We start from the raw sequence: 14519 nt of genomic DNA on the forward strand, positions 1-14519 counted from the left end.
GAGCTAGGTGGTTATTCAGTCACCCATTCGCCGGCGCTGTTCTGCTCGCAGGCGGGCTTCAAAAAACGTGCATCGCTGGCCACGCCGTAATAATGAATGTCCTGGCGATACGGCATGTTGGATACCTGAGCGTTACGGCAGATACCGAAGGATCCAGCTGGGCATTGCTCGACGAAGGTCACTTCAACCTTCTTGTCTTTGAGAGCAGGATTGCAAAATCCGGTGCGGAACAGCGTTTCAGGAATGCTTTGATTCTGCTGGCAGACCTTCACTTCAACCCGATCATCCTGGCTGCGAACAATGCAGCCTTCTGCAAACGCCTCGGCGCAAAGCCCCACTATCATTAGCAGCACGTACAGCGAACGCATCACCGGTTCCTCCCGATAGGACGTCGCGACTCTAGCATGCAGGTCTGAAAACCGCTTTCCTCCGTTCAGCAGAATGCGCACCATAGCGCGATGCTCTCCCATATCCCGACACATCTCATCAGCGGCTCACTTGGTGCTGGCAAGACCAGCCTGATACGCGCCCTGCTGGAGCAGCGGCCAACCAACGAGCGCTGGGCGGTGCTGATCAACGAGTTCGGCCAGATCGGGCTCGATGCAGCGCTGCTGAGCACCGACGATGCAGGCGTGAGCCTGACGGAAGTCGCCGGTGGGTGCCTGTGCTGCGTGAACGGCGTGCCCTTCCAGGTGGGTCTGGGTCGACTCCTGCGCAAAGCAAAGCCAGACCGATTGTTCATCGAACCCTCTGGCCTGGGCCATCCTGCCGAACTGCTCGATCAACTGGCAGGCCCACCGTGGCGAGACGTGTTAGCGCTGCAGCCCAGCGTGGCGGTCATTGACGGGCCGGCGCTGCTGCGTGGCGAAAAGCTCCCGGTGAGTCAGACGCAATCGCTGCAGTGTTGTGGCTTGCTGGTGATAAACAAGAGCGAAGATTTAGGGCAGGCCGAACGACGGGCAGTGCAAGCGCTGCTGCCAGCGATACCGATCTACTGGACGCAACAGGGGCAGCTACCGATCACGGAGTTGCCAGGCATCGGTCAGCGCGCTGGGAACACGGTGGCCATGCCTGCGTTGCCCTCCTCTATAGCCACCCTTGGCAGTGTCTGGCTCGACCCGCGGCAACCGCTCTGCCAGAGCCAGGGAAATGCCGAAGGCTGGAGCATTGGCTGGCGTTGGCATCCCAGCCAGCGTTTTGATTTGGAGCGGGTAACAGCATGGCTGGAATCGCTGAACTGGCGCCGCGCCAAGCTGGTTATACAGGGTTCGCTGGGCTGGCAATCACTCAACGCACTGGCTGGCCAAAGCCTGATCTTCAGGCCCAGCGAATGGCGCAAGGACTCTCGCCTCGAACTGATCTTCGCAGAGCCTCAGGATGAAAAACGTCTAAATGACGCGATGATCGCCTGTCGTCTATGAGCTGTACGCCTACTCGCCGCGACGGCGCCATTCGTCCATCTGAATGATCTGTTCTGAGTCCTGACGTGCCGGAAACGGATGCGCCTCCATTTCGATGGGGCCCGGGCGTGCACCAAACATCACGATGCTGCCCTGATGGCGCTGCTCGCCCGTCACTGTGAACTCGAAACCGTAGACCCGCGCGAAGCGGCGATGACCGCGCACATCACGAATCAGCCCCAGGCGGCGAAAGGCTACGTTCCCATCGAGCAGTTCTACATCCATCTTTTTACAATGCTGCCGCACCGCGATGAGCGCCCGTTCGCGAATGCCATGGGAGTGCCACAGCCAGGCGCCAGCGGAGAGCAGCAGGAGAAAGACGAACAGGTTACCGAGGGTCATCATGCGTGCGGCAGCCAGCGGCCGGCGCACGGCCGAGGCGTGATGGCCGAGACGTCCATCAACTCTCCAGCCAAACGTCGCGCACCCAGTGCCAGACCGACTCCCAGCTTTCGTCCGTCATTTCATGCTCGCTGCCATTAAACAGCATGACCTCGCCTTCAAGATCGACTACATAAAAGTCCGGCCCGTCCTGGCAGAGAGGTAGCAGGTCTCGCTCCACGCCTGCGTCCCAGGCGCTCGCGGCCACTTCGGGCAGATAGGTGTGCGATTGCGGATCGACGGCAGTTACCGGTTCCAGACGCCCGTAAACCACATCGCTGACGGTGAGCAGATACTCGCGCAGACCAAAGGGTAAGTTGATTAGCAACTCCTCCTCGACCTCGACCAACCGGTCATCGTCTGGCAGCTCGAGCGGTACCGGTACCGGCTCGTTTAGCTCACGCAGCTGCTCGATCACTTCCTCCATGACGGTCCCCCTTCGACGGTCTTAAGAATGCGCCGTTTATACAAGCCCGCGCATTGGCTAGCCAGTACCAGTCGCGCTAAAGTATTTGCCGTTTGGAAAAAATGTCGCACTGGCAGGTTTCGCAGCTAATCATTAATCCGTCTTGCAGTCTCAGACCATAAGGTAGCAACCGCAATTGGTGCCTGCTCGTCGCCATTGCCCGTACCGGGGCGGACAGGAGAAATTGTGGCATCCATCGAAGACCAAGACATGCTCGCCAAGGCCATTGCCCAATGCGGCGATGAGCCCATCCATATCCCCGGCAGCATTCAGCCCCACGGCTTTCTGCTGGTGCTCAGCGAGCCAAAACTGACGATTACCCAGGCCAGCGAAAACGTTCGTGAATGGCTTGGCGTCGATGCGCAAATGCTGCTGGGTCAGCCTCTGACGGAACTCATCGGTGACTGCGGCTTTGCCGAAGGGCTCGCCAGTCTGACTGACGATGACCACAATCCCTTTCATCTGCGAGACATCAATTTCAACCTGCCTGGCCGAAGCAACCATCCGCCGCTGGCTCTTATGGCGCACCGTTACCACGGCAAGCTGATCGTCGAATTCGAATCAGCCGGCAGCCCAGGAGCGGCATACGACAAGCTATACCCCTTGATGCGCACTTTCGTCGTGCAGCTGCAGGAGGCGCAAGACCTTCAATACATCTGCCAACTGGCCGTTGATGAGGTCAAGCGCATCACCGGGTTCGGTCGGGTCAAAGCCTATCGGTTCGACGCCCAGGGCAACGGCCATGTGTTGGCAGAACAGGCTGACGAAGGTTATCCGCATTATCTGGGCCTGTGCTTTCCCGCCTCGGATATCCCGCCGCAGGCACGCCAACTCTACTGCAACAACCTGATCCGCGTGATCCAGGACGCCAATTACAAACCCTCTCCGGTCGTACCCACGCTCACCCCCGACGGAGAGCCGCTGGACCTGAGTTTCGCCTCGTTGCGCAGCGTGTCGCCGGTTCACCTGCAATACATGCGCAACATGGGCACGCTGGCTTCGATGTCGATCTCCATCGTCATTCAGGGGCGCCTGTGGGGTCTGATCTCCTGCCACGATGCCGGGCCTCGCCAGGTCAACTACCAAACCCGAACGGCCTGCGAACTCCTTGGACGCATCATGTCGCTGCAAATCGAAGCCAAGGAAGCAGCAACCCTGGCGCAGCGCAAGCTCGAACTGCGACGGCAGATCGTCGAGATGCTCTCGTCAATGGCCGACCGCGACAGCGTTATTGAAGGCTTCAAGTGCCTGCCGAAGGTCGTACTGGATTTCGCCGGTGCGGTCGGTAGCGCCATCGTCTCGGGCGAACACTCCGAACCGGTGGGCGAAACGCCGCCGGCAGCCTTACTGGTGCGACTCACTCATTGGCTGTCCCAGCAGCACGACCAGCTGGTGTTCAGCACCGACTGCGTCAGCCGAGATGTACCGGCTATTCCTGAACTGGCCGAGCATTGCGCCGGTTTGCTGGCCATCTCTATCTCCCGCCTGCATCCGCATTATCTGATCTGGTTCCGACGCGAACAGATCAAGACGGTCAATTGGGCCGGCCAGCCAGAGAAGCACATCGACAGTCAGGGCAGCCTGTCTCCGCGCCACAGCTTTGAAAGCTGGCAAGAGACGGTACGCGGCTATGCGTCGCCCTGGCAGCAAGTCGAACTGGAGGGCGCGCTGGAGCTGCGTACCGCGGTGCTCGGTATCGTCCTGCGCAAGGCAGAAGAGATGGCCCAGCTGGCGGGCGAGCTGCGCGAAAGTAACAAGGAACTGGAGTCGTTTTCATACAGCGTTTCGCACGATCTGCGGGCGCCGTTGCGGCATATCGCCGGGTACGCCGAGCTACTCGGAGAGCTTGAAGGCAGCAAGCTCAGCGAACGCGGCCTGCGCTTTCTGGACAATATCGGCGATGCGGCCCGATTTGCAGGAACCCTCGTCGACAACTTGCTGAGCTTTTCCCAGATGGGCCGCGCCGCGCTGCGCTTGTCCGATGTGAATCTTTCCGCGCTGGTTGAATCCATTCGTCAGGAAATGGCACCGGACTGCGACGGCCGTGAAATAGAATGGCAGGTTCATCCCCTGCCTATCGTGGTCGCCGACGCTGCTTTCATCCACATGGCGTTGCGCAACCTGATCTCGAACGCGATCAAGTACAGCCGCAAACGCGAGCGCGCGATCATCGAAATCGGCGCCGAAGAACGCGCTGAAGAGATCATCGTCTACGTTCGGGACAACGGCGTGGGCTTCAACATGCAATACGCCAACAAACTGTTCGGCGTTTTTCAGCGCCTGCATCGCATGGAAGAATTCGAAGGCACCGGGATTGGTCTGGCCAGCGTGCGCCGCATCATCGAACGCCATGATGGTCAGGTCTGGGCCAATGGCGAGGTCAACCAGGGCGCAACCTTCTTCTTTTCGCTCCCCAGACTTACCTACGCGTCACCCATTTAGTACGGGACTCTAAATGCTCAAACCGATTCTGCTGGTCGAGGACAATCCACACGATCTCGAACTGACCTTGGTAGCGCTCGAGCGCAGCCAGTTGGCCAATGACGTGATTGTCATGCGTGATGGTGCCGAGGCGCTGGATTACCTGCACCGCCGCGGCGACCACGTGAGCCGCGCCGATGGCAACCCAGCCGTGCTCCTGCTGGACCTGAAGCTGCCAAAGGTCGATGGCCTGGAGGTGCTGAAGACCGTACGCGACACGCCAGAATTGCGCAGCATTCCTGTTGTGATGCTCACCTCGTCCCGTGAAGAGCCCGATCTGGTCAGGGCTTATGAACTCGGAGTGAACGCTTACGTGGTCAAGCCGGTCGAATTCCGAGATTTCGTCGCCGCCATCTCCGATTTGGGGATTTTCTGGGCCGTGCTAAACGAGCCGCCACCCGGATCGCTGCGGTTGCAGCGCCAACTTCGGGATCGCAAGAGCAGTGAGGAGCCGAGCTAGAACGCTCATGCTTAACGCTCCAAAGCAGAACTCCCCTTCAAGTAGTGCGGTATCCGCGACAGGATGGTTATGCCGGCGACAACACCTATCTGCATCCTGTTTGTTGAAGACAGCCCGCACGACGCTGAACTAGCGCTCGTCACGCTCGAAAGGAGCGGCTACACCGTCGATAGCGAAGTGGTTTTCGACCACGCAGGTGTTGTCGAAGCCTTGCAACGTCGCGCCTTTGATCTGATTCTTTCCGACTTCATCCTCCCCGGTTATTCCGGCAGCCTGGTATTGCAGGAAGCCAGGCAGCTCGCACCCGACACTCCCTTTATCTTTCTGTCCGGCGTATTCGGTGAAGAGCATGCTGTAAACATGATGCGCTCAGGTGCAGTCGACTATGTGCTCAAGCAGAACCTTGGGTTTCTGCCGAAGGCTGTCGAGCGAGCCCTCAGCGAAGTGCAGGAACGGCGAGGGCGTCTGCGCGCAGAAGAAGCGTTGCGTGAGGTCGAGGTGCGGGCCCGATTGGCGATCGACGCTGCCGGGCTCGGCATGTGGGATTACGAACCACAAAACGGCACGATGATCCTGGACCGGCGCTGTCGGAGCATGTTCGGCTTACCGGGCGAAGCGCCGGTGGACATCCAGGTATTCGAGTCGCTGTGCCACCCCGACGACTTGCAGCGTATGCGCGAGCATATCTGGGACGCCATCAGCACCGACGATGGCGACAAGGAGTACACCACCGACTATCGGATCATGCTTGAGTGCGGCCAGGTCCGCTGGTTCGAGACCCGCGGTCAGGCGTTCTTCGAAGATGGCCTGTGCAAGCGCTTCATTGGGGTGGTGATGGATGTCACCGAGCAGCGGCTGGCGACCGAAGCGCTCAAGCGCATGAACGAAACCTTGGGTGAGCGTGTGGAAGAGCGCACCCGGGAACGTGACCGCACCTGGGAGCTGTCCAGAGACCTGCTGGCCGTCATGCGGTTCGACACCACCGTGGTGGCGCTCAACCCCGCCTGGGAACAAGCGCTTGGCTGGCCGCGTGAACAGCTGCTCAACACGCCGTTGTGGTCGCTGGTTCATACCGATGACCTCACAGCGACTCACGCAGAAACCGAACGGATTCGCAGCGGCAACGTCACCGACCGCTTCGTCAACCGCATGCAACATTGCGATGGCAGCTACCGCTGGCTGTCCTGGACTGCGGTACCGGAGGCGGGAATGATGTATGCCGCCGCGCGCGACATCACCAGCGAAATCGCAGCGGTGGACAAGCTCGCGGCGGCCAACCGGGAATTGACCGAACAGATCAAAGAGCGCGAGCGCATCGAAGCCACCCTGCAGCAGATGCAACGGCTCGAGGCGGTTGGCCAGCTCACGGCGGGCGTCGCACACGACTTCAACAATCTGCTGACGGTGATCCTTACCAGCGCCAGCTTCCTCAAGAATGATCTGGAACGAGGCGCTCCACTGGCCAAATCGCTCAGCCGCCTGCAGTACATTCAGGAATCCGGCGAACGCGGCGCAACCCTGACCAGTCAGCTGCTTGCGTTCGCTCGCAGACAGCAACTCGCCCCCAAAGCTGTGGATCTGAACGACACTCTGGTCGGTCTCTTGAGCCTGTTGCACAGCACCCTGGGCGGTTCCGTGACCATCGAAACCGACACCCGTGCAGGGCTCTGGCACGCGCTGGTCGACCCTACACAAATCGAGATGATCATCCTCAATCTCGCCATCAACGCACGCGACGCCATGGGCTCCGGCGGCTGCCTCACACTGCATACCGACAACGCGGTGATCACAGCACCAGCGGAGCGGGCCGAAGAACCTGGGCCAGGCGAGTACGTCGTCCTCTCGGTGAAGGACACCGGTTCAGGCATGAGCGATGAGGTGCTGCAAAAAGCTTTCGAGCCTTTCTTCACTACCAAGGAAGTGGGTAAAGGTTCAGGGCTCGGTTTGGCGCAAGTGTTCGGTTTCGCCAAGCAATCCGGTGGCGGAGCGCGCATCGAGACTGAGCTGGGCGTCGGTACCACAGTGATGGTCTATCTGCCTCGAGTGACCGCACCGGAACGCAGCCTCGGCGTCCCGGACCATGAGCTGGGCACGCCCGTCGACGACGCCTCGCATAGAGTACTGCTGGTCGACGACGATCACGCCGTGCGCGAAGTAACCGCACAGATGCTAAGCAATCTGGGCTACGCAGTGGTTCAGGCCGACGGTGGTCGTATGGCCTTGGAGATGCTCGAACAGGGCGCGGCGGTGGATCTGCTGCTCGCAGATTTCGCCATGCCAGGCATGAACGGGGGTGAACTCGCCCGTGCAGTCTCGTCTCGCTATCCCAAGCTGCCCGTGGTGTTCATCACCGGGTACGCCGAGCTCGGCGAACTGGGTATGGGCAGCTCGACCATCATCCAGAAGCCCTTTCGTGAAGAACAATTGGTGCGAAAGCTGAGCATGGTTCTGAAAGAAAGCAGCTCGGCCTGATGGACAGCGTGCGAAATCGCCTACGCGCAGCCACCGCGCTTCAGCATGAACGCATCGACGCTGCCTTTTCGGCCTATCAGCTGGATCAGACCGATGGCTACCGAGCCTTTCTACAGGCCCATGCGCTAGCGCTCATCCCGTTAGAGCTCACGCTGGAGCAGGCGGGCATCGAAACGATGCTCAATGACTGGTCCCAGCGCAGCAGGCGTCAGGCATTGCTTGCAGATCTGCAGGCGTTGGGTTGTACGGAACCCACATCAGCGCAGCCTGACACAGCACCGTCATCCGGCTGGTGCTGGGGCGCAGCGTACGTCGTTGAAGGGTCACGCCTGGGTGGACGTGTACTGGCGCGACGCGTAGCAGAAGCCAACCCCTCTGCCCCGCTACGCTATCTAAGTCACGGCAACGCAACGCCGTTTTGGCCGAGCTTTCTGCATGAGCTGGAACAGCAGGCAGCGGCCTGCGGTTGGTCAGAGGTGCTGGCCGGTGCGCATGCAACCTTCGAACGCTTCCTGAGCGCCGCCCGGTCGAACAGGTCTTAAAGCAGAAAAGCCCTTTCGGGCTTTTCTGCTTACATGGTGGTTTACAAATAATTCTGACAATTTCAGCCCCTTGGATCAGGGGCTGGGCCCGCTTTGAAGTTAGCATTGAGATAATAATATTTCGACAATTCGCATGTTGAGAACGATTAGATGCAGGATTTTTGCCAAAATATTCTGACAAATCTCAACACCCAAAGAGCGTAAACGGTTGGCTACCAGAATTTTCCGCCAGAGTAAGCTCACTACGGTAAGCAGTTTCGCGGGATTCGGATGCACCCGCTCTGAGGCCAGCGAGTGTTTACGATCAGCTCGCAAATCGTCTGCTGGGTCTGTTCTTCGGAATCGCGCCGGATGATAAACCTTCCACCGTTGCAGATTTTGTCATCGTAGGGCCACGCTTCGAAGGCTGCTTCCTCGCATCACTTGAATATTCTAGCGTCTGTTACTCCACAGGCCTTCGCTGTACACATACCGACCCATGTCATGGCGATTTGCTGGTCACTCAGGAGCTCGGGCTTAGACCTGCGGACCTCCTTCATTCCTCCCGCAGCCTCGGGGTACGCAAACATCCCACCGAATTTCGTCTCGCCATGCTTGAAGTTGAAAGTATTGATATCATATGGACCAAAATGTCTAAACACTGACCTTAGAGGTAATGATAAATGTCCCGACTGGCAGAGTACCGTAAACTGGAAGAGCAATTGAAGTCGCAAATGGCCGAACTTGAGGCCATGAGAAACGACAAGAGCCTTAAAAAGGATATGGAATTTGAAGATAAGCTTCGCTCGCTGATGGGTGAATACAGCATTACTCTACCTAGCTTGATCAATATTCTTGACCCGCAGTTTGGGACTCGTCGCGCTCCGGTTCAGCAAGGCCCGACACCACGCCGTGCTCGTCAGGTCAAGACATACAAGAACCCTCACAGCGGTGAAATAGTTGCGACCAAAGGTGGCAATCACAAGGTCCTGAAAGGCTGGAAAGCAGAATATGGAACGGATGAGGTCGAAAGCTGGATCCAGTGATAGCTTAGATCCCTCTGGTTTCAATAAGAGGTCTAATTAAGGCCTCTTAAGTTACGCATGAATATGCATTGGCCGATCCGCCGAGCAGCACAAAGCAGTACGCCACGGATTAGCAGAGGTGGCCCGCTAGTTATATTGGCCATATCGCAAATCGCTAAATAGCGTGATTTTTAAAAGCCTGGCGCCTCGATCAGATAGCCCATTCCGCGAGCAGTTTGTATCAGCTTCGGCTCGAACTCATCATCAATCTTTGCCCTTAACCGGCGTACCGCCACCTCGATTACATTGGTATCGCTATCGAAGTTCATGTCCCATACTTGGGAGGCGATAAGTGACTTTGAGAGCACTTCCCCGCGACGCCTAAGCAATAGCTCAAGAAGTGCGAATTCCTTTGCAGTTAGGTCTATGCGTTTCCCCGATCGCGTAACCCGTCGTCTCAGCAAGTCCATCTCAAGGTCGAGGAGCTTGAGTATCGTTTGGTTGGGAGCATGGCTGCCGCGGCGAAGCAGCGTGCGTATCCTGGCAAGCAGTTCGGAGAAAGCAAACGGCTTGATGAGATAATCATCAGCGCCCAACTCCAATCCCTTTACTCGATCCTGAACCCCGTCTCGGGCGGTAAGGAATAGCACTGGAACGTCATTACCGGCAGCGCGGACATTCTTTAAAACCTGCCACCCATCCAAGCCAGGCATCATCACATCTAAGATGAGCAGGTCGTATTCCCCGTGAAGCGCATGCTGAGCAGCATCAGTCCCGTTCTCTACTCGATCGACAGTGAAGCCGGCCTCCGTGAGCCCCTGCTGTAGGTAGGTGCCTGTTTTCGGCTCGTCTTCAGCAACAAGAAGCTTCATAAGGTACTCCTGCAAGCATTTAGAACAGTGTGGCGGTTGTCGGTCCTTGCATCCAGTACCTTACAGAAACGTAATGCTCGCATCATCTGTCTGACAGCTTCTAGCGTTAACGTCTACACCAGCAGTTGCCCCCACACTCTGCTTTTTGGCCATTTCCATGCTCCTTTGGCCTATTGGCGCCTTGATGGCGCCTTTTTTTTTTGCATGCTGGAACAGAACCTATTTACAGCAGGTAAAGATGCCATACACGCAACCTGCGCTTTCGCTTGTACTCACTTCTTCTGCGTTACTGACGAAACCGTAATGTTTCGATCAGGTTTCTGACAGGGACACTCGGTTAGCTTACACACAAGCCCAAGCCTCTGTTAATGGAGCTGCGCTGGGTCTCCCGTATCTTCGTAAACAAAGGTAAAAAGTAATGAAACTTTTCAAATCCCTTTCTGTACTGCTCGCCATCGCAGCAAGCTCTTCCTATGCAATGGCAGAAGGTGGTGGTGATCGTACCTTTGCTCGTATGGAGCAGGCTCGCCAAGTAGCGATCGCTAGTTATCAGGCTGACCAGAACGACCAAGCCCAGGAGCTAGCCGCGAAGGAAACTTCAGCGAAGCACGCTCATGCTAATTGCTGAAGCGAAACCGTACGCAGATTTGACTGCGCAGCTCTTAACTGTGGCAGCTTCTGCGATGTTATAGCTGCCACGGTGCTGGTATAGGCAGAAATGTTTGTAGAACCGGCGAAGCCGTTATAGCTACTTCGAACCATGGCTCGTCAAAAACCTAACCTAATATCTTCGCACCGAGCAGACCAAGTTTATACTGGCTAGTAGGTTACAACCCTCTTGAGCGGCTAAGATTTGATAATTATCCAATCTCATGAGGCCTTCTAAATTGCCCGCACAGCCTGGAAAGATCCGCTGAAAAGCAGTGAATGAGCAACAAACTGCTAATGAACTGCTAGATTATGGCCGGACCTTTTTAGCGGCTCTTATCCAGCCCGCGGTTTAAGTAAAGCCAGCTAAAGTGACCGGAACTCTGATCGCAGACGTTTTCGGGGCGCTTTAAGCTTACAAAAATGTAATTACGCGTTTTTCTTCGGCATGCCATATTTACGAATAATGGCGAGTCGCTTGATAAGACAGACCGTGCGCGAGCTTCTAAGATCGATTAACGCTGGCAACACCAACCCTAAAGGCTGGTTTCGGCTTGGCTCCTTAGCTTGATTGGAACGTACACATGCAACGTAAAACCTCTAGGCGAACCTTTGTTAAAGGCTTGACTGCCGCAGGCCTCCTTGGCGGTCTTGGCTTGTGGCGAGCTCCGGTCTGGGCAGTGAGTAGCCCAGGCCAGCCCAGCGTACTAACCGGCACGGAGTTCGATCTGCTGATTGGGGAGACGCCGGTCAATATCACCGGCGCGGCCCGGACAGCGATGACTATCAATGGGACCATCCCAGGGCCGCTTCTACGTTGGCGTGAAGGGGATACCGTCACGCTGCGCGTCAGGAATAAGCTGAGCGAAGATACATCGATTCACTGGCACGGCATGATCCTGCCGGCCAACATGGATGGCGTGCCTGGATTGAGCTTCCACGGCATCGCTCCCGATGGCATGTATGTATATAAGTTTCAGGTTAAACAAAACGGTACTTATTGGTACCACAGTCATTCAGGCCTACAAGAGCAGGTTGGTGTCTATGGCCCGTTGGTCATTGATGCTAAGGATCCCGAACCGTTCAGCTATGACCGCGACTATGTCGTCATGCTGACCGATTGGACCGATGAGGATCCCGCTCGAATCCTTTCTAAGCTCAAGAAGCAGTCAGATTATTACAACTTCCACAAGCGCACCGTCGGAGACTTCATTAACGACGTGAGCGAAGACGGCTGGGCCGCTACGATTGCGAATCGGAAAATGTGGGCTCAGATGAAGATGAGTCCCACCGACCTCGCCGACGTAAGCGGTTACACCTATACCTATCTAATGAACGGCCAAGCACCAGACGGGAACTGGACCGGTATCTTTAAGCCCGGCGAGAAGCTTCGCCTGCGGTTCATCAATGGCTCGGCCATGAGCTATTTCGATGTCCGCATTCCAGGGCTGAAGATGACTGTAGTCGCAGCCGATGGCCAATACGTCAACCCAGTTAGCGTCGACGAATTCCGCATTGCCGTGGCAGAAACCTACGATGTGATTGTCGAGCCTGCGACCGAGGAGGCTTACACGATCTTCGCCCAATCGATGGATCGCACAGGATACGCCCGTGGCACGCTAGCGGTTGCCGAAGGGCTGAGCGCTCCTGTTCCAGAAACCGATCCTCGACCACTAATCACCATGGACGACATGGGGATGGATCACGGCAGCATGGGCGGTATGGCGGGCATGGACCATGGCGGCGACATGGGCGCGATGGACCATAGCAACATGTCCGGCATGAACCACGGTGACATGCAAGGGATGGGCGACATAGGCGCAATGGCCGGCATGGATCACAGCAAAATGGGTGGGATGTCCGGGATGGACCACTCTGGAATGGCTGGGATGAGCGCAGGTATGCAATCGCACCCGCCCTCAGAGTCCAATAACCCACTGGTGGACATGCAGACCATGAGCCCAACTCATAGGCTGAACGATCCCGGTATTGGCTTACGAGACAACGGCCGCCGAGTCCTGACCTATGGCGACTTGAGAAGCACTTTCCCCGATCCGGACGGCCGTGAGCCCAGTCGGACGATCGAACTCCATCTCACCGGCCACATGGAGAAGTTCTCCTGGTCATTTGACGGCATAGAGTTCTCTGATTCGGAGCCCCTGCGGCTCAAATATGGCGAGCGGGTACGCATCACTTTGGTCAACGACACCATGATGACCCATCCGATTCATCTGCATGGTATGTGGAGCGATCTTGAGGATGAGAATGGAAAGTTCATGGTTCGCAAGCACACGATCGACATGCCTCCAGGTTCGAAGCGCAGCTACCGCGTGACAGCCGATGCACTCGGGCGTTGGGCTTATCACTGTCACCTACTGCTTCACATGGAAATGGGCATGTTTCGTGAAGTCCGAGTGGACGAGTAAGAGGAACTTTATATGGGAAATTTTATGAAGCGTAAAACTCTTATCGGCAGCGCGTTAATGTTCAGTCTGCTGGGCGTAATGAATATATCAGCTGCGTTTGCAGAGCAAACGCATGATCAGCACAAGCAACCATCGGCTTCGTCGCAAAATTCAGGCAACAAGCCGGCATCTCAGACACAAGGCTCCTCTAACTCAGAAATGGACCACGGCGACATGGGTCATGGCTCGATGGACCATGGTGAAATGGACCATGGCAAGATGGATCATGACCCGAAGGCTACTGGTACTGAGGTGGATTCGCACCATGACCACTAGATCTTCTCGCTTTGCTCTTATTGCGCTCGGAGTTTCGTTGAGCGCAGCGGCTGGACGGATAGCCAACGCCGCCGAGATGATGGATCACTCGATGCATCAAACCCCTCCTATTCCGGCAGCTCAAGCCCCTGCATCTTCTGCCAAGCCCGCGGCAATGAATCATGGCTCCGGTGGGCAAATGGACCATTCTGCAATGGGTCATGGTGCGATGGACCATAGCAAGATGAACCATGGCCAAATGAAGCATGACGATACGCTCGAAATGCCCGGCATGGTTCATCCCTCGTTCATTCCAGTATTGACCGATGCGGATAGAGAAGCGGCTTTCCCTGGTCTTCAAGGTCATACGGTCCATGACAAGTATCTGGCCTGGTTCCTTCTGCTAGATCAACTTGAGTACCAGGACGCAAATGAAGGTAGCACCCTCAGTTGGGAAGCTACTGCCTGGGTTGGTGGCGATATCAATCGGTTCTGGTTTCGCTCGGAAGGTGAGCGAACGAATGGCGTTACTGAAGACGCGGAAATTCAGGCGCTTTACGGGCGTGCAATCAGTCCCTGGTGGGATGTAGTAGCAGGTGTTCGCCAGGACTTTAAGCCCGAGTCGCCGCAGACGTGGGCGGCTTTAGGCGTCCAGGGGATGGCGCTGTATGGGTTTGAGGCGGAAGCCACCGCCTTCGTCGGTGAAGGTGGACAGACAGCAGCACGTTTTGAAGGCGAGTACGACATTCTCCTAACTAACCGGCTCATCCTCCAACCGACTGCCGAGCTCAATTTCTATGGCAAGGACGATCCTGCACGCGGAGTGGGCGCTGGTCTAGCAAATACAGAGGTGGGGCTCCGCCTCCGATACGAAATCGTTCGTGAGTTCGCACCGTACATCGGCGTCACGTGGAGCCGGGCATACGGTAATACCGCTGATATGGCGAGAGATGAGGGCGAAGACCTAGATGAGGCGCGGTTCGTTGCTGGCATCAGGCTTTGGTTTTAAGGAC

Annotated in this window: 14 protein-coding genes; 10 read left to right on the forward strand and 4 right to left on the reverse strand. The window is 56.8% G+C overall.

What is annotated here, in order from left to right:
• Window positions 1-11: 11 nt before the first annotated feature.
• The gene (locus ACIGHL_RS18770) at window positions 12-368 is read right to left on the reverse strand and encodes an NADH:ubiquinone oxidoreductase (protein ID WP_128119974.1); all 357 of its coding nucleotides are present in this window, start codon (window positions 366-368) and stop codon (window positions 12-14) included.
• A 90-nt stretch (window positions 369-458) separates the two neighbouring features.
• On the opposite strand from ACIGHL_RS18770, the gene ACIGHL_RS18775 reads away from it, so the two are divergent.
• Entirely contained in the window at window positions 459-1421 is a 963-nt protein-coding gene (locus ACIGHL_RS18775) for a CobW family GTP-binding protein (RefSeq protein ID WP_128119956.1), read from the forward strand.
• A 9-nt stretch (window positions 1422-1430) separates the two neighbouring features.
• Here ACIGHL_RS18775 and ACIGHL_RS18780 read toward each other — a convergent pair whose 3' ends face one another.
• Both ACIGHL_RS18780 and ACIGHL_RS18785 read right to left on the reverse strand, forming a co-directional pair.
• Window positions 1431-1805 (reverse strand): DUF3301 domain-containing protein, encoded by a 375-nt coding sequence (locus ACIGHL_RS18780; RefSeq protein WP_128119957.1) that lies wholly within the window; start codon window positions 1803-1805, stop codon window positions 1431-1433.
• A gap of 55 nt (window positions 1806-1860) precedes the next feature.
• Window positions 1861-2268: an SMI1/KNR4 family protein gene (locus ACIGHL_RS18785; protein ID WP_128119958.1), complete on the reverse strand. Its 408-nt coding sequence runs from the start codon at window positions 2266-2268 to the stop codon at window positions 1861-1863.
• A gap of 225 nt (window positions 2269-2493) precedes the next feature.
• Here ACIGHL_RS18785 and ACIGHL_RS18790 point away from each other — a divergent pair, with 225 nt between their 5' ends.
• The 5 genes from ACIGHL_RS18790 (at window position 2494) to ACIGHL_RS18810 (ending at window position 9287) form a co-directional block, all read left to right on the forward strand.
• Window positions 2494-4749: an ATP-binding protein gene (locus tag ACIGHL_RS18790; protein WP_128119959.1), complete on the forward strand. Its 2256-nt coding sequence runs from the start codon at window positions 2494-2496 to the stop codon at window positions 4747-4749.
• A gap of 13 nt (window positions 4750-4762) precedes the next feature.
• Complete coding sequence (locus ACIGHL_RS18795; RefSeq protein ID WP_128119960.1) at window positions 4763-5248, forward strand: response regulator; 486 nt, start codon at window positions 4763-4765, stop codon at window positions 5246-5248.
• Window positions 5249-5317: 69 nt separating this feature from the next.
• Entirely contained in the window at window positions 5318-7720 is a 2403-nt protein-coding gene (locus ACIGHL_RS18800; protein ID WP_128119961.1) for a hybrid sensor histidine kinase/response regulator, read from the forward strand.
• Window positions 7720-8262, forward strand: coding sequence for a biliverdin-producing heme oxygenase (locus ACIGHL_RS18805; RefSeq protein ID WP_128119962.1), 543 nt, complete (start codon window positions 7720-7722; stop codon window positions 8260-8262). The genes ACIGHL_RS18800 and ACIGHL_RS18805 overlap by 1 nt, the downstream gene beginning before the upstream one ends.
• Window positions 8263-8924: 662 nt before the next feature.
• The gene (locus ACIGHL_RS18810) at window positions 8925-9287 is read left to right on the forward strand and encodes a histone-like nucleoid-structuring protein, MvaT/MvaU family (protein ID WP_014822230.1); all 363 of its coding nucleotides are present in this window, start codon (window positions 8925-8927) and stop codon (window positions 9285-9287) included.
• Window positions 9288-9457: 170 nt separating this feature from the next.
• Here the strand turns inward: ACIGHL_RS18810 and ACIGHL_RS18815 are convergent, their stop codons facing one another.
• A complete protein-coding gene (locus ACIGHL_RS18815; RefSeq protein ID WP_014822231.1) occupies window positions 9458-10138 on the reverse strand; it encodes a heavy metal response regulator transcription factor in 681 nt (226 codons plus the stop codon).
• Between the two features lie 418 nt (window positions 10139-10556).
• Between ACIGHL_RS18815 and ACIGHL_RS18820 the strand changes: the two genes are divergently transcribed.
• The 4 genes from ACIGHL_RS18820 to ACIGHL_RS18835 all read left to right on the forward strand — a co-directional run bounded on the left by ACIGHL_RS18820 (window position 10557) and on the right by ACIGHL_RS18835 (window position 14515).
• Window positions 10557-10766 (forward strand): co-regulatory protein PtrA N-terminal domain-containing protein, encoded by a 210-nt coding sequence (locus ACIGHL_RS18820; protein WP_023444727.1) that lies wholly within the window; start codon window positions 10557-10559, stop codon window positions 10764-10766.
• Between the two features lie 604 nt (window positions 10767-11370).
• Complete coding sequence (locus tag ACIGHL_RS18825; RefSeq protein ID WP_045423062.1) at window positions 11371-13212, forward strand: copper resistance system multicopper oxidase; 1842 nt, start codon at window positions 11371-11373, stop codon at window positions 13210-13212.
• Window positions 13213-13224: 12 nt separating this feature from the next.
• Window positions 13225-13527, forward strand: a complete 303-nt coding sequence (locus ACIGHL_RS18830; RefSeq protein WP_014822233.1) for a hypothetical protein — start codon at window positions 13225-13227, stop codon at window positions 13525-13527.
• Window positions 13517-14515, forward strand: a complete 999-nt coding sequence (locus ACIGHL_RS18835) for a copper resistance protein B (RefSeq protein ID WP_037000667.1) — start codon at window positions 13517-13519, stop codon at window positions 14513-14515. The genes ACIGHL_RS18830 and ACIGHL_RS18835 overlap by 11 nt, the downstream gene beginning before the upstream one ends.
• Window positions 14516-14519 lie beyond the last annotated feature (4 nt).

Source organism: Pseudomonas sp. NPDC077451 (genome assembly GCF_044543345.1).
Taxonomy (GTDB): domain Bacteria; phylum Pseudomonadota; class Gammaproteobacteria; order Pseudomonadales; family Pseudomonadaceae; genus Stutzerimonas.